At 46.1% G+C, this 14,232-nt stretch carries 17 protein-coding genes and 1 tRNA gene; 12 read left to right on the top strand and 6 right to left on the bottom strand.

All coding sequences use genetic code 11. The features are described from left to right. Position 1: 1 nt before the first annotated feature. Positions 2-1,396 carry an adenylate/guanylate cyclase domain-containing protein gene (locus ACJJI0_RS08350; protein ID WP_444885488.1) on the bottom strand — a complete coding sequence of 465 codons (1,395 nt, stop codon included), beginning with the start codon at positions 1,394-1,396 and terminating at the stop codon, positions 2-4. 241 nt (positions 1,397-1,637) lie between these two features. Here ACJJI0_RS08350 and ACJJI0_RS08345 point away from each other — a divergent pair, with 241 nt between their 5' ends. Next, a complete protein-coding gene (locus ACJJI0_RS08345) occupies positions 1,638-2,204 on the top strand; it encodes a nitroreductase family protein (protein WP_444885487.1) in 567 nt (188 codons plus the stop codon). Positions 2,205-2,344: 140 nt separating this feature from the next. Further along, positions 2,345-2,432 (top strand) — tRNA-Ser (locus ACJJI0_RS08340). Between the two features lie 150 nt (positions 2,433-2,582). Here ACJJI0_RS08340 and ACJJI0_RS08335 read toward each other — a convergent pair. Further along, complete coding sequence (locus ACJJI0_RS08335; RefSeq protein WP_444885486.1) at positions 2,583-2,762, bottom strand: AlpA family phage regulatory protein; 180 nt, start codon at positions 2,760-2,762, stop codon at positions 2,583-2,585. A gap of 604 nt (positions 2,763-3,366) precedes the next feature. Continuing rightward, on the bottom strand, positions 3,367-3,978 hold the full coding sequence (locus tag ACJJI0_RS08330) for a hypothetical protein (RefSeq protein ID WP_444885485.1): 612 nt from the start codon (positions 3,976-3,978) through the stop codon (positions 3,367-3,369). A 239-nt stretch (positions 3,979-4,217) separates the two neighbouring features. Between ACJJI0_RS08330 and tnpA the strand changes: the two genes are divergently transcribed. The 3 genes from tnpA (at position 4,218) to tnpC (ending at position 6,513) form a co-directional block, all read left to right on the top strand. Beyond that, the gene (gene tnpA / locus ACJJI0_RS08325) at positions 4,218-4,508 is read left to right on the top strand and encodes an IS66 family insertion sequence element accessory protein TnpA (protein ID WP_444885484.1); all 291 of its coding nucleotides are present in this window, start codon (positions 4,218-4,220) and stop codon (positions 4,506-4,508) included. 5 nt (positions 4,509-4,513) lie between these two features. Further along, positions 4,514-4,864: an IS66 family insertion sequence element accessory protein TnpB gene (tnpB, locus tag ACJJI0_RS08320; protein ID WP_444885483.1), complete on the top strand. Its 351-nt coding sequence runs from the start codon at positions 4,514-4,516 to the stop codon at positions 4,862-4,864. Between the two features lie 68 nt (positions 4,865-4,932). After that, the gene (gene tnpC / locus ACJJI0_RS08315) at positions 4,933-6,513 is read left to right on the top strand and encodes an IS66 family transposase (RefSeq protein WP_444885482.1); all 1,581 of its coding nucleotides are present in this window, start codon (positions 4,933-4,935) and stop codon (positions 6,511-6,513) included. A gap of 937 nt (positions 6,514-7,450) precedes the next feature. Here tnpC and ACJJI0_RS08310 read toward each other — a convergent pair. Beyond that, positions 7,451-8,032, bottom strand: a complete 582-nt coding sequence (locus ACJJI0_RS08310) for a TetR/AcrR family transcriptional regulator (protein WP_444885481.1) — start codon at positions 8,030-8,032, stop codon at positions 7,451-7,453. A gap of 115 nt (positions 8,033-8,147) precedes the next feature. On the opposite strand from ACJJI0_RS08310, the gene ACJJI0_RS08305 reads away from it, so the two are divergent. The 5 genes from ACJJI0_RS08305 to ACJJI0_RS08285 all read left to right on the top strand — a co-directional run bounded on the left by ACJJI0_RS08305 (position 8,148) and on the right by ACJJI0_RS08285 (position 11,820). After that, positions 8,148-9,290, top strand: a complete 1,143-nt coding sequence (locus tag ACJJI0_RS08305) for an aromatic ring-hydroxylating oxygenase subunit alpha (RefSeq protein ID WP_444885480.1) — start codon at positions 8,148-8,150, stop codon at positions 9,288-9,290. A gap of 140 nt (positions 9,291-9,430) precedes the next feature. After that, positions 9,431-10,279, top strand: coding sequence for a metallophosphoesterase (locus ACJJI0_RS08300; RefSeq protein ID WP_444885479.1), 849 nt, complete (start codon positions 9,431-9,433; stop codon positions 10,277-10,279). A gap of 116 nt (positions 10,280-10,395) precedes the next feature. Then, positions 10,396-10,770 (top strand): acyl-CoA thioesterase, encoded by a 375-nt coding sequence (locus tag ACJJI0_RS08295; RefSeq protein WP_444885478.1) that lies wholly within the window; start codon positions 10,396-10,398, stop codon positions 10,768-10,770. A gap of 270 nt (positions 10,771-11,040) precedes the next feature. Further along, complete coding sequence (locus ACJJI0_RS08290) at positions 11,041-11,286, top strand: D-Ala-D-Ala carboxypeptidase family metallohydrolase (RefSeq protein ID WP_444885477.1); 246 nt, start codon at positions 11,041-11,043, stop codon at positions 11,284-11,286. A gap of 177 nt (positions 11,287-11,463) precedes the next feature. Beyond that, positions 11,464-11,820 (top strand): 3TM-type holin, encoded by a 357-nt coding sequence (locus ACJJI0_RS08285; RefSeq protein WP_444885920.1) that lies wholly within the window; start codon positions 11,464-11,466, stop codon positions 11,818-11,820. Positions 11,821-11,848: 28 nt separating this feature from the next. On the opposite strand, the gene ACJJI0_RS08280 is transcribed toward ACJJI0_RS08285, so the two are convergent. Then, positions 11,849-12,529, bottom strand: coding sequence for a hypothetical protein (locus tag ACJJI0_RS08280; protein ID WP_444885476.1), 681 nt, complete (start codon positions 12,527-12,529; stop codon positions 11,849-11,851). Between the two features lie 427 nt (positions 12,530-12,956). Here ACJJI0_RS08280 and ACJJI0_RS08275 point away from each other — a divergent pair, with 427 nt between their 5' ends. Then, entirely contained in the window at positions 12,957-13,181 is a 225-nt protein-coding gene (locus ACJJI0_RS08275) for a hypothetical protein (RefSeq protein WP_444885475.1), read from the top strand. A 373-nt stretch (positions 13,182-13,554) separates the two neighbouring features. On the opposite strand, the gene ACJJI0_RS08270 is transcribed toward ACJJI0_RS08275, so the two are convergent. Further along, the gene (locus tag ACJJI0_RS08270) at positions 13,555-13,794 is read right to left on the bottom strand and encodes a hypothetical protein (RefSeq protein WP_444885474.1); all 240 of its coding nucleotides are present in this window, start codon (positions 13,792-13,794) and stop codon (positions 13,555-13,557) included. 246 nt (positions 13,795-14,040) lie between these two features. On the opposite strand from ACJJI0_RS08270, the gene ACJJI0_RS08265 reads away from it, so the two are divergent. Then, on the top strand, positions 14,041-14,214 hold the full coding sequence (locus ACJJI0_RS08265) for a hypothetical protein (RefSeq protein WP_444885473.1): 174 nt from the start codon (positions 14,041-14,043) through the stop codon (positions 14,212-14,214). The last annotated feature ends 18 nt before the right edge of the window (positions 14,215-14,232 follow it).

Raw genomic sequence — 14,232 nt, 5'->3', positions numbered from 1 at the left:
CTTAGATAATCACTTTGCTTTTAAGACTGGTTGTGGCTTTTTCCAGGGATTGCAGTACCTTGACCTTGTCGTAGTTGCGAATTTTATCCAGGTCTAGGTGCATAGAAAAGCCTGGGGCGTGCTCCTCCAGGTAACTCTGCTGTCCGCCGAGATTCTTGCGCAAGTCGGTGACTTGGTAGACTTTAACCGGGGTGCTGATGCCCTTCACTGTAATATGCCCTTTGTCTCGGCACATAACAGTGTGCTTGATCATTGCCCAGGTCTCATGGCTAATCAGGATTTCCCCCGGCTGTGCTGCGCCTTCCAGGCGGGAAGCCAGGTTCACGTGGGTGCCCATTACGGTGTAAGACTGGTAGTTGGCTGTGCCGAAGATACCCACGGTGCAATAGCCAGTGTTAATGCCCATGCGCACCTGCAAAGGGCGTGAGATCCCTTTGTTGTACCACTCCTGCTTCATTTCCCTCACCCGCTTGCGCATCGCCAAAGCCATAGCCACACAGCGCAGGGCGTCGGATTTGGGGCCCTTACTTTCATCATCCCCAAAGACCACCATCACCGCATCGCCGATAAATTTGTCGATGGTGCCCCCATACTGGCCTGCGATTCGGGCCATCTCCGAGAGGTAGTTGTTGAGTAGGAGGGTAAAGGTTTCCGCTTCGAGCTCTTCGGTCAACTGGCTGAAATCTTTGATATCGGAAAAGAACACCGTAAGCAGCTTGCGCTGGGTAGTCAGTGCTTCTTCATCGCCGGTGGTTACGGAGCGCCACAGGCGTTGTGGCAAATACTTGGAGAGTTTGTAAGAGCGCACCTTGCTTACGCGCTGCTCTGTTGCCAGGGTGTGGTTGGCTTCCTTGAGCTTGCCAATCTGGCGGTGAGTAAAAAAGGCATAGGCACAGAGGTAGACCAGGATACCAATCAGGCTCATGGTGCTTATGGTGAGGTCGGCGTTAATCAATAATGCCGGCCTGTGCATCAGGTAACCCAGTACCACGCCGACTAAAAGGCCGGTGTTGTGCTCAAACCACTGGCGCCCCCCTCCCAGAGAAAGCGCATTGAGTTGAACCATCGTAATGAATAACAGAGATGGCAGCATGCTGAAATTAGCCAGGGCAACGGTAATGCCTACCAATACGGTATCGGAAAATCTCAGGATGCGACGGGTTTTATAAGCCTTCTTATCGCGGGATCTGTAGAGTATGAATTGAGCAAAAGTGCAATAAACCAGCATAAAAGCCGCTGCACCAACATTGAGCAGTTTGTCCGGTTGCCAAGAAGATGACCACTCGATTGCAGTTACCAGGGTTCCCGCAGCCGCAAAAAGAATTAGGCAGCGAAAATAAGTCGAGTAATGCGGGCTGATATTTCGCCCTTTGTTCCCCTCAAGCTGGTCCTGCATTTGTGGTTATCTTTTTGTCCGTTAAGCAGTAATAAACAAACCGCAGGCAGGCCACAGATTGGTCCCGGAAAGTTCTGGGAGCAAGTGGTTGCGCATTGATTTACTGGGCGAAGTGTACTCCTACAAAAGCCAGATTGCTAAAAAACCGATGCCTGTACAGGGTTTTTATGTGGGGCGTACGTATGCGCTGCGCAGATGGGTTAGGGTACACTCAGCGCTCAGTCAGTAAATGGAGAGAACGATGGATGCCCTGACCGCCCTGCATAATAGAGTTTCAACGGGCAAGCTGGTCGAGCCTGCACCCAATGAGCAGCAGCGGCAAAATATCTTTCGCGCAGCACTGCGTGCAGCGGATCACGCCTGCCTACGCCCCTGGCGGTTTCTAATGGTAGAGGGCCAAGAGCGCGAGCGCCTTGGGGAAATATTTCTAAAAGCGGCTGAGCAGTCTGAAGGTGTTCCCCTAACTGAAGCTCAGCGTCAACGCACCTTGGCGATGCCCCTGCGCGCCCCCTTGATTATTGTGGCAATTACACGGTTACAGGAACACCCCAAGGTTCCCCATCTGGAGCAACATATGTCTACAGCAGGGGCGGTGCAGGCAATGCTCACAGCCGCTTATGCCGAGGGGGTGGGTGTTTACTGGCGCACCGGACCATTAGCCCATAATCCCCAGGTTGCCCAAGGCTTGGGTTTGGCTGAAAATGAACGTATTGATGGGTTTATCTACTGTGGAACCCCCGATAAAGCGGCACGCCAGGCACCGGATTTACAAGTGGATGATTTTTTTTCACAGTGGAAAGCGAATTAGTACTTGCACAACCGGAAACATTTGGGTAAAGTGCGCGCTCTCTCGATGAGACAGCAGCTATCTTCCTGATTTCCTTGAAGATTTTGCTAAAGAGAGAGCTCCTCTGAAAGGAGGATTGCCCTCGCAGAGGGTGACAATTTGGTGAGGTGTCCGAGTGGCCGAAGGAGCACGCCTGGAAAGTGTGTATGTCGAAAGGCATCGAGGGTTCGAATCCCTCCCTCACCGCCATATTTTAAAGCCCGGCTAATGCCGGGCTTTTTCGTTTCAAGAATCTTCAGTCTCCTGTCAGGCCTCCGCTTTGCTCTTTAACAGGCAATTATTCAATGATGGCCGTAGATAGAGAGCAGCTCGGCTTCGACCTAGCATTATGTTCTGCTATTAAATCTTGATTTCCTGGCTTTTGCAGCCCACGGCTTCTGGGTCTATTTGTCGCTGATGAGGATAGCTGCCCTCTTTAATCATTCGGTAAATGCTGTTGCGCTTATAACCTGTAGGTCCTTCGACTTTATGTCTGCGAGGTATGCTGCGAGATTTTCTAGATATTAAGGTTGATGCCATTACATATCCCTCACCATAGTAATTTTTATTGCTCATGCCACAAATAAATGTAATTCCCTCTGTATATTGCGCATTGGGGCTGCAAGCGACAGCGCCAAGTATTTAGGTAATTGTTGTTCTCGTGGCATACCAATCGCTGACATGCTAGGCAATGTAGGTTGTCAAGCAATAAAGGTAGAGTACATGGAAAAGCAATAGAAAGCGCTCTACGAGTTACGCCGGAAGATAGCACTGAACATTCATATAGAGGCTGAAAGGGTTTATTTGGTAGAGATCCACAAATCAAAGAAGGTCCCGCTTATACAGTCCGCCTAAGAGCTTAGGCTAGTTCTCTTAGTGGCAGGCCAGGAGCAAGAAGTCGGTGCCCATCCTGAATACTTCCACGCTGGAAGGCCTGTGAAATGCAACTGATATAGCGTTCAAACTCTACACCCGCACTGCAGTGATAATCCAGAAGCAGCAGTTTTTTGTTACCACCCTGGCGATTAAAGAATAGCCGGGGAATCACCAAGTTCGTATAGAGGTATTGTCGGACTTAAAGGTGGCAGTTGTGAGGATTCAGCTGATTTCCCTGAAGTTGGGAGGTAAGGTCAAAGGGCAAAACTTATATTTGGGGTACAATGGATTGTCTATTATTAGAGTCTGGTTCGCCCTTCTCTGGCTTGGTTCTTGAATCAATAGTATGCATGATCATTCCTGCTGGCATTTCAGAGAACCAGTTGGCGATCCTATATGATTTGGATTTGTATAAGTTTTCGGATATATGCCAGTTATTCTCTTCCATTTTCCAAGCTATAGCGGCAATAAGTAGTTTTCCTTCAATACCAAGTTTTGAGCCATAACCAGACACTACATACTCGGAGTTTTCGAGATCTAACTCTATGTTGTAGTTCGCGCTAGCAACCCTGATGGTTATGTTAAGAAAGTCTGGGTTACTCTGAGATTTTTCTGTAATAAATCTTACTGATTGACCATCAACAGATAAATCTGCCTGTATGGATGCGTTAGATTCTTCTACTTGAAACTGCGCTCTATTTGTGAGTTGAACTAAGTCTGAGCGAAAAATCTCTTCATTGGCTATTGAACGTTCGGATACGGATTTTAGCGAATTATAATTCGAATCCTCTAATACGTTATCCATGCTTTTATTGGCGAATGTATTACTTGAAGAAAATAAGTTAATTATTAATGCAAAAATTATCGGGTAGGCCCTCATTGGTCCTCTCCATTTTTTGATTAGGCGGCGATGTAAAATTTAATGTGAGGCGAAGTTAATATGTCAAGCGGTAAACCTATGCTGGCAGTTTAATAAGCAATAAAAGTTAATGTGGTGCAATATTGGCAAGTAGAAAACCTTTGACTTTCCCTTTGGTAAGCGGTACATGAACCACATTATTTAACTTGCTTTGACTGACTGGCATGATCCCCCCTCCATCAACTTCGGAGGGAAGCCCCATGAATCAGCAGCAGTGGCAAAGTCATGTCAGGGCCTACGAGAAAAGCTCTCAATCCAAGCGCGCCTATACTCGTAAGCACAGCCTAAACTACAGCCAGTTCCTCTACTGGTACCGCAAGCTATCCGAACAAACTTCGGTGTCTGATACCCCAGGCTTTGTTCCCGTGGATATCAAGCCCTCTGTAGCCTCTGCGGGAAACCTAGGTATATTGGAGTTCCCAAATGGCATAAAGCTGGTGATCAATAGCCCGGTATTGTTGGCACAAATTCCTTGCCTTATGGACCTGTAAATACGATGTGGCTACCGTTTAACAGCAAAGTCTGGTTTTACCGTCAGCCGATCGATTTTCGCAAGCAGATTGATGGCATCGTACTCCTAGTGGCTGATACGTTACACAAAGATCCGACATCCAGTCATCTCTTTGTCTTTCGCAATAAAAAGGCAGATAAAATTCGTATGCTCTACTGGGAAGATAATGGATTCTGGCTCCTGTATAAGCGAAATGAACAGTCGAGGTTTATCTTTCCTGGCATTTCAAATGACGCAATAGAGTTATCGATTTCACAGCTACAGTGGCTGCTTTCCGGGTTGGATTTTACTCAGCAAGAAGAACCAGAAAAACTCTATTTTTCCCGCTTTTATTGATACGTATAGAGCCTGGAAAATAGTACCCCATGGTATAATCCACACATAAATTAACATCGGAAAACCCAATGGCTACCGATGATACGTTACAGTGCCAGGTTGAACAGCTTACATGTGAACTCAAACTCTCACTCCAACGGTGCGAGCAGTTTGAAAAGGCTTACAATCAGCTATTGTTTCAATTCAAACAACTGCAACGTTCTCTCTTTGGTCGGCGCTCTGAGCGATACGAAGACCCTGATGATCCCCAGGGATTGCTATTCGAAAGTTCAGAAGCTCGAGATGAAAGTTCCTTAGAGGAAAATGATGCTGATGGCGACAAAGACCTGGACGATGTGGTTAGTATTGCGGCACACAAGCGTCATAAAAAAACAAAGAAGTCCTTTGCCGAACACTTACCAAGAATAGAGGTGGTAATTCCTGTCTCAGAGCAGGATAAAACCTGTGCATGTGGCTGCCAAAAGAATCTGGTTGATTACGAGCGCCATGAGCGCTTGAACTACATACCCCCGGTATATGAGGTGATTGTCGAGTTGAGGGAGAAGGTTGCCTGCCCCAAGGGCTGTGCAGACCAAATAGTTATAGCTCCCAAGCCAAAGCATATCCTACCCAAGGGTAAGTTTACCGAATCCGTTCTAGCCCACCTCATAGCCAGCAAGCTTGATGATCGACAGCCGTTCTATCACCTGGAAAAACAGTTTGAGACCCGTGCCGGCTTTAGCTTTCCACGTCAAACCATGGCTCGTACTGTTATCGATTGTGCTACGCCTCTACAACCACTGATCAATTTGCTAAAAGACGGCGTCATTGGCTACGATATTGGAGCTTTGGATGCCACATCATTGCAGGTTCTTAATGAACCTGGCCGGCCAGCAAGCCGAAAATCTTATGCCTACTGTTTCCGAGGTGGTCCTCCAGGAAAGGAAGCGATCCTCTATGAATATAATGCCGTTGATCACAAAGATTTTGTGAATGACTGGTTTGCCGGCTTTCGAGGCACGCTACATTGCGATGCTGATCCATTTTTTGAGTTGTTATTTGAACAGACAGCTGTAAACCCAAATCACTGCAATGCACATGCCCGGAGAAAATTTGAACCCATAGCGAGGGCGGCGCAAGGGGACGGGCTAGCAAAACGGGCAATGCAGTTTTATAAGAAGCTCTATCGGGTTGAGAGGAAAGCCAAAGAGAATCAGCTGACCATAAAGCAGCGACACAATTTGCGACAAGAGGAGTCCAGGCCGATTATGACTGCCTTTAAGTGCTGGCTGGATGAGCACTATCCGCAGGTGCTACCTAAATCCCCGCTGGGCAAGGCAATGAATTACTGCCTGAAGTATTGGAATGGGCTATGTGCATTCCTCAGCGATGGTCGCTTAGAAATCGACAACAATTTGACTGAACAGGAAATCAAACCCTTTGTCATGGCTCGAAAGAACTTCCTGTTTGCATCCTCGGTCAATGGCGCAAAAGCACTGTGCCTGCACTTCAGTTTGATTCGCACTGCTAAACACCACGGCCTTGACCCATACAAGTATTATGTGGAGGTGCTTAAGCAGATTCCTCACTGCCAATCCGTTGAGGATTATGAGGCACTGCTACCCTGGAATATCCAACTCGAGAAAGCTGGGATGGCCGCAGCCGCATGATATGGCGATGCTGCCCGCAAGAAGGCGGACGTCTGTTGAGTAGTCATATTTATCTGTTGATGGCGCAACCCTTTAAGCCTTCCATGACCAGGCATTCAGCGGTGCTATCCCAGTACTCTAAATACAACTCTCACCTACGATCTGGTAAGATCGCTTACGAAGTGGAGACTGTGCGTTACTACGATCAGGTGGACTCGTTGTCGGAACCTGTGCGGACCAGAGATAATTTACAACTTTATTCTGGAGCTCATTTAGAGTAATTACACTGCATTCGCCACTGCCGTTCATTGGGCATACTATAGGAAGATACTCGAAATCTGTTCGAACTCAAAGTGCAGCCAATTGAGAACCGCCTGGAAATCAATAAGCTGGTTGATGAACATATCCCCCATATTGAGGATCAAATGGGTCTGCAGGTACAACTTCGATAAAGTTTGAAGTAATTACGAAATCAATGTATCGACCTGGAAGCTGCAGGCAACTGTGAAGTCATGCGTGTGCTTAGCGATCTCGAATTCTGTGCTAAAACAGATTCCCAGGTTTGAAGGGTTAAATTTTCGGCAAACTAATCTACTGAGATTCATGACTAAGATCTCTTATATTAAAATTCCCTAAGATGCTCCTGATTTTTTATAGGGAGGACGGTGATATTAAGCTAGTCATGAGGTGGAGTTAAGGGCAATAAGACCTTTCCAGTTAATCACAAATTTACCCAGCGAATAGATGAGCTTTTCTTTGATGATATCGATTTCTACAGGTTTAGAAGGTGCAAAGTTCTGCATACGTCTAGATGATGGAAATAAGCCCTTATCAATCAGATGCTGATAGCGCTTCAGAATGTTATCGCAATGAGGGAAGCTCAGCGTTACCGCCTAGCATAGGCTGCTGCTTCTCTTGCCCTTACCCTACATAGAGGCAGTATAGCCTTTTGTCGTCATTAGTAAGCGCTCGTGATCAATCTTTCCAGTTCGATCAAGTGCTGCTTTTTCAGCATCTTGAAGGTTTTTGCAGGGTAGAGCTTTTTCAAAGTGGGTTCAGATATCAAAAAATATTGAACGGCCCCTAGTAATTGGTAGATAAAGGCAAGCGGCTTTATATCTTGAAAGTGTCCCAGTTTCTGGTCCGCTTTCACCAGTCCTTCTAGATGATCGAGAACTGGTTTTAGAAACCACTGATGGGCGTGTTCAGAGCGCTCTTTATTATCTAACAGCTCTCGCATCAGAAGAAGAATAACGCGGTGGGTTCTTTTGTCGGGTGCTGCCAGTACGTTTAATAATTTCAACAGCTGTTCTCTGGGAGCTAGCTCATGCTCAATATTGGGGTCCAGGTTCTCAACCAGATAGGTAGCAGCGGATTCAAGTACCGCAGCATAGAGTTTTTCTTTGCTGGGGAAGTGGTGGAGCAGCCCTTGTTTGCTCATAGTCAGTTCTGCGGCGACATCATTGATGCTGGTTCCGTAAAAACCTCTCTCAGAAAAGAGAATTTCGGCCTTGAGCAGTAACTTTTCTCGTGTCTTCATTGAGCTTCAATATGGGCTGGGTTGACAGCTTGACACCTTACCGATTGGTAGGTAGCCTGTCAATAAACTTACCGGTTGGTAGGTTTTGATTGCCATAACGCAAGGGATGGAGATTATGGACAGACAAACAGAGCTCGATCTTATCCAGCAATGCTGGGGACTGATACAAGATAAAACGACAACCCTGGCGGATGAGACGGCCAGCGCTGATACACGGCGATACCGCAGTAAAGAGGTGTTCGAACTTGAGATGGCGCAGATTCACCGTCGTTGGCCATGGCCTCTGGTGCATACTTCTGAACTGATTGAAGCGAATAGCCTCAAAGCGGTCGAGACGCCACTCGGCTCTTTGATTGTCAGTCGCGATGCTTCAGGCCAATGGCATGCCTTCCACAACAGCTGTCGTCATCGCGGTGCCACACTACTAGCGGAGGGAGAAAGCCGGCAGGCAAAACGCATTAATTGTCCCTATCATGCCTGGTCATATACTACAGATGGCGGGTTGGCCTCGGTTCCTGGTAAGCAGCAGTGCTTTCCTGATCTTGATAAGTCAGACAATGGCCTGCTTGAACTGCCTGTTAAAGAAAAGCATGGGTTCATTTGGCTTTGCCCTGATGGGGCTTCGGCTCCAGACTTGGATGAAGCTCTGGAGGGTGTGTCGCAGCCGCTAGCGGCCTTGCAGCTAGATCAGCTCTCTGTGTTTGCGCAACATCGCAAGGTTTGGAACACGAACTGGAAAATAGTGGCAGAAGGCGGTATTGAAACCTACCATTTTTCCTATGCCCACCGCGAGAGTATTGGCCCTTATTTTTATAACAACACTGCGGTCATCGATGTCCTGGGGCCTCATCTACGGGTGGTAATGCCGACCAAGGCTTTAGCTACGGTGGTGGAGAAACCTGTCGAACAACAATCCCTGCGAGAATGCAGTCATACTCTGTATTCATTGTTTCCTACCTCGGCCTTGCTGATTCAGCATCAGCATATTGACTGGGTGCAGTTCAGGCCCCTGGCCGTTGATAAAACGGCCATCGCTATTACCACACTGGTTCCGACTGAGTTGCGGGATACCATGCGGGATCATTGGCAGCGTAACCATGATATTACTGTAGCGGTGTTGAATGAGGACTTTGAGCTAGGAGAGGGTGTTCAATGCTCCATGAATAACGGTGCGCTGGAGCGTATCAATTACGGCAGGAACGAATGGGCCCTAAAACGGATGAATGATTTTATTGACGATCTGTTAACGGAGAAATAGTAGGGCCATATAGCGTTTCAGAGAGTGTATTGTCTGGTTTTACAGCCATAAAGGCTGGTTTTTCAGAGTATCCCTAAATAGTTGATACTGTACTGTAGCCTGAAGTGTTCCAGGTTTGGGTAATTGAGTGAGTATATTTCTTGAGAAAACGTCGTATCATTTCCGCGATACTTTTTATTATTGGACTAATCATCGCTATATGGGCTTTCTTTGCGGAGCCAAATAGTTTCAGAATCCGAGAGCAGGCGATAACGATCGGCTCCTGGCCAGAAGCCTGTAATAACAAGAAGGTGGCCATCCTTGCAGATTTACATGTGGGCTCCCGAAACCTTCCCCCGTATAAAGGGACCGATAGCCTTCGGTGGTTAGTTGATGAAGTAAATGCGAGTTTGCCTGATTTGATTTTGTTACCAGGTGATTTTGTTATTCAAGGTGTTGCAGGTGGCTCTTTTGCTTCTCCCGAAGAGGTTGCCGAGATACTGGAGGAGTTGAAAGCGTCCATGGGCGTTTTCGCAGTGTTGGGAAATCACGACTGGTGGTTTGATGCCAAGCGGGTAGAGAAGGCATTCGCTGATCGAGGGATTACGGTACTCGAAGACCGATCAGCAAAGCTGAATAGTGGCGCTTGTAAATTACGCCTGGTGGGGATCAGTGATTTTTGGGAGGGGCCGCATGATATTGCACAAGCGATGGATGGCATTGATAGTTCTGAGAGCATTTTGGCTTTCACGCACAATCCCGATATATTTCCCGAATTACCGAAGCATATCTCACTGACTATTGCTGGGCATACCCACGGAGGACAGGTTTACCTGCCATTTATTGGGCGCCCGATAGTTCCCTCTCATTACGGGCAGCGATATGCGATTGGTCACATCGATGAAGATGGTAAAAATCTGTATGTAAGCCCAGGAGTAGGGACGAGTATTTTTCCCGTGCGATTCCTGGTTCCACCGGAAGTGACTCTTTTGTCGATAACTAGTGGTTAAATATCGAGTAAATACCGCCTAAAGCCTGATGGATTTAGTTATCTTATTTGGCGGGAATAGAGTCGATGCCTTGCCATACAATCGTTGCGCTGCATAAGAATTAAAGGACTGGTTAAATGATTACCGTTAAACGCAAGGTGTTGTTCGGCGATTGCGATCCCGCAGGTATTGTATATACCCCAAGATATTCCGACTTTGCTCTGGAGGCAACTCATGATGCTATGGCAGTACTCCTTGAAGGGCCAGCTATTTCTAAAATGAAACAGCTGGGTTTTATGACGCCAGTGAGAGCATTCAATCTGGAGTTTCTGACCCCCGTGACCTGGGAGCAGGAGCTAGACATCCAGGTTTCTGTTTCAGATATTGGTAATCACTCTTTTAGTTTCCAGCTGGAGGCGTTTTTAGAGGGTGGGGTACTGGCTTTTACCGCTCACTCCCTTTGTCAGAACTATATAGAAGCCCCATACTGGGATAAGTACGAAATTCCTTAGCTAAATGTCCAGAAATTCCCTGAATGCGGGGTTTTTTGTTCCAGTTTGGCGAGTTGAAACTTAAGTCAGTGCATGTGGCTGTGTATATATACAGTTGTATATATTGACAGTGTATGTTGGCGGGGGTTACTATACCCATAGCTGCTCTGGTTTTCATGCAGCGACCGTTCATCCTTTCTTAAGCCGGCCCCCCAGCCGGTTTTTTTATGCCTAAAATTTGAGGCTGCCAATGTCCCCAAAAAACTACTTCACAGAGCCGGAGTTCGCCTGTTGTTGTTGTGGCAAAAACCATTTCAAGATGAAACGCTCAATCGCCTGATTAAAGTCAGGGAGTGCCATGGCAAGCCAATAGTCATTAATTCCGGTTGCTGCTGCCCCGCACACAACGCCCGTGTTAATGCCACCATGACTCATGCTGCCGGGCAGGCTGTCGATGTGCAGGTGGCTTTAGGAAGAGCCTGCTGGTTAATCCAAATAGCCCAACAGGAAGACTTCACAGGTATAGGGTTAAAGTAGAAGGGGGTATTCAAAGGGCGATACCTTCACCTGGATGACCTTGAATCTATGCCAGGCGAGCGCACCAGCCTTACAGAGTGGAGTTACGATCCACTAACAGCAATTTTTGATGCAGGCGCAATGGCTATTGAGCGCAGTTAGCCTGACCCGGTTAAATGTGCTGGGGAAGTACAGAAGCTGAAGGAACTCAAGCAAAGGGGCAGCTTGGTAGAGCTAAATACTCAAATTCAATTGCTTCTCGGACAGCTGGAGGTCAACAAAGCCGAAGCCCGGCATAAAAGCATATTTGTCGCTGGCTGGCGTCCCTGGATTGGATGGGTTGGGGGCTTGGCCTTCGCTTATCAGTTTGTTTTATATCCATTGCTGTGTTGGGTCTGGGCCCTCTACAGTGCTAAGGGTTCAATACTTACAGGGGTGACTCCACCGCTAGTGCTAGAAACTGGTGCGCTGTTCTCGATGATAGCGGCCATGCTCGGAATGGGCGCCATGCGTTCATATGATAAAACGCATGGTACTCAGACGGACAAACTATAAATAGTGATTTTTAAGGGTTATCAGTTAATCAAGCTTCACTTTTTGGTTTATAGTTTTCCCAGATTTCAGGGTATCTTTCCCAAGGAGGGGCTTCAGGACTGAACGCGCTATCAGAGTTAGCGGCATCTTGATACCAAAACTGTATTCGTTTCATGAAATCTGCGTCATTCCTGTTTCTATAGATAAATCTAATTTCTGCATATGTAATTACACGGTTTTTTAAACCATTCCCGAAGTCATACTGATACATTGTTTTTCTTTCAAATGGAAATTTTGCTTCTACCAAACCTTCACCTTGTCCTGGTTTGGTAATTACGGCATTCCAATCCATATCATAGTCTATTGCAAAATGTATGAAGTGATGGTGTTTTACTAAGAACTCGATTCCAGCTTTACTCTTTCTCCTGAACCTTTTGTTGTCTTCAGATTCCTCCCCTGTTTGGGGTGGCTCTATACTGGAATCATCTGAGACAACACATTTATATTTCTCTTTACTACGACAGAAATTATTAAAGTCTTCATTTAAGTAATGACAATCGTGTACAGCAGTGCCGGTTAGTAATTGATCAAGCCATGCGACCGTGTTTTTGCTGGCAAAATCCTGCATGGTTCTTTGCGTTAGCTGTTGAATTAGCCTCGCTCTACTTCCCGAAAACCCATAAAAAAAGTCTCCAGAACAGTATCTTCTCCATGGTTCAGCGAATGGCATAGTGACTCTCCTTGTAAAAGCACCACTAGGTGGCATGAGTAGACTTTTATACTAACTAAATAACCTTGCTCTAACATGAACAATCTACTTGGATATCGCTTGGCTGGTTTTAAGTTTTGGACATAAATTTTTAGATTTTGGACCTTTTTTTAAAGCGAGGGATGTCGAAATATGGGCACTTAAAGGGCTATAATCAAAGTCCCTTTTGCCCTCAAAGCAAACCTTCTATCAATCAAATTTCGTAGAAAATTAATTCTGCTTGGTAAATCCTATGACCCAAGCAGCAGAATGTTGGCATCTTAGCAAAAGCATAATTATTACCCAAATTGCCAGCATTATCTTATTGGTGGCTGGTTTTTTCATGTAGGGTTCTGATGTTGAGAAAGGGATAACCGCCAACACCCAGGCAATTCAGCATGAATCAGCTATGCACGTTCTGGGGCAAAAACACATGGTTGAGTTTAAGGGCGACATTCAAACCAGGCTCCAGCGCATTGATAGCAAGTTGGAGCGGTTGATTGAGCAGGCCACAAAGCTCATTGAATTGGTTCTGGCTGACAAAGAGCTGGGCGAATTCTTTGAGGCAACACAGCAAACAATCAACAATTGGAAGAATAAGCATCCCGAACTTTTTGAGTCAAAAAAAGGGTAAGAATTTAGCTGATGCCAACTAGCGGAGAGCCTCTTTCGAATTATAGCTATGAGACCGTAAAGAACATGCAGTACAACAGCAATTCTATCATTCAGGAATATACAGAGTGCTACCCTCCAGACGCTGTAGCTTGTTTAGTCTGGCCTCACAATCATTCATTGGGTGGCTCAGTTCCAGAATGAGCAGGCTGGTAAATAGTACAAGCCGATTCCCTGTGAGTGTGAAACTCCCAATAGATGTTTGAGGCTACAGCAGGTTTGTTACCTCACCTGCTTACATCAGCAGAGGTATTTGTCTTGGTTGGTAGCTTGAGGGGTTAAAGAAATAAGTCTTGGCGTGGCATTGAGGGTCAGCGAATATTTTACTGTCACTCTTACTTACCACAATACTCTTCAAAATCATCTGAGGTGTTTGGAAAACCAGCCTTCTCTGCCAGCTCCCATGGGCGTTCACACGCGTTTGTTTTTGCGCACCAAAGGTAGCCAGCTGAAGCTATACATCCATGTTTATCCTTATCTGAGCCTACACCAGGGCTAGGATCTCCAGAATTTTCTGAAGAACATCCCATTAAAAGTAGCTTCAGAGTAAAGCTAGTAAGCTGCAAATATTTCAATATAAAAATCCTCGTTAAGTTAAAAATTGAGACACTGGTTAAATGTGTGTGGAAATCTAGGGTAAAGAAGTTTCTTATGATCTCAAATGATAGTTTTGTACTATTCCAGCCAATAGTAGCAGAAGTGTATCCAGATACCATTAAGTGGCTGGATAAACGGAAATCTACTTCTGTTAGAGGAATGTCTTGTGTATGACTAAGTATACAATAGTGGTTGTATGTTCGATGAGGATGTAGGGGTTGCACTTGGCTATTGATTTGGATGCCGAGATTGTGTTGGCTTCTTTCTTTTTGCCCTTTGCTGACTGGCTGGTCAGCCTATCTAAAATTTTTTTTATAACATTGATTTTCAGGCTCTTTCAAACTGATTGTTGGTCAGCAGTTGAACGCTTGTTCTTCTTGGGGTTTGGTTCTTTATAAGCCTTCTTCTTAAGGTTA

This window comes from Microbulbifer mixtoriginis (SeqCode) (assembly GCF_052466695.1).
This window is presented reverse-complemented; position numbering and strand designations above follow the sequence as displayed.

What these genes read in the sequence shown, in the direction of transcription:
- tnpA (WP_444885484.1), top strand. Translation starts at nt 4,218, where the DNA reads ATGAATCAGCAGCAGTGGCAAAGTCATGTCAGGGCCTACGAGAAAAGC.
- ACJJI0_RS08275 (WP_444885475.1), top strand. Translation starts at nt 12,957, where the DNA reads ATGCACGTTCTGGGGCAAAAACACATGGTTGAGTTTAAGGGCGACATT.
- ACJJI0_RS08335 (WP_444885486.1), bottom strand. Translation starts at nt 2,762, where the DNA reads ATGGCATCAACCTTAATATCTAGAAAATCTCGCAGCATACCTCGCAGA.
- tnpC (WP_444885482.1), top strand. Translation starts at nt 4,933, where the DNA reads ATGGCTACCGATGATACGTTACAGTGCCAGGTTGAACAGCTTACATGT.
- ACJJI0_RS08350 (WP_444885488.1), bottom strand. Translation starts at nt 1,396, where the DNA reads ATGCAGGACCAGCTTGAGGGGAACAAAGGGCGAAATATCAGCCCGCAT.
- ACJJI0_RS08295 (WP_444885478.1), top strand. Translation starts at nt 10,396, where the DNA reads ATGATTACCGTTAAACGCAAGGTGTTGTTCGGCGATTGCGATCCCGCA.
- ACJJI0_RS08280 (WP_444885476.1), bottom strand. Translation starts at nt 12,529, where the DNA reads ATGCCATTCGCTGAACCATGGAGAAGATACTGTTCTGGAGACTTTTTT.
- ACJJI0_RS08310 (WP_444885481.1), bottom strand. Translation starts at nt 8,032, where the DNA reads ATGAAGACACGAGAAAAGTTACTGCTCAAGGCCGAAATTCTCTTTTCT.
- ACJJI0_RS08305 (WP_444885480.1), top strand. Translation starts at nt 8,148, where the DNA reads ATGGACAGACAAACAGAGCTCGATCTTATCCAGCAATGCTGGGGACTG.
- ACJJI0_RS08345 (WP_444885487.1), top strand. Translation starts at nt 1,638, where the DNA reads ATGGATGCCCTGACCGCCCTGCATAATAGAGTTTCAACGGGCAAGCTG.
- tnpB (WP_444885483.1), top strand. Translation starts at nt 4,514, where the DNA reads ATGTGGCTACCGTTTAACAGCAAAGTCTGGTTTTACCGTCAGCCGATC.
- ACJJI0_RS08330 (WP_444885485.1), bottom strand. Translation starts at nt 3,978, where the DNA reads ATGAGGGCCTACCCGATAATTTTTGCATTAATAATTAACTTATTTTCT.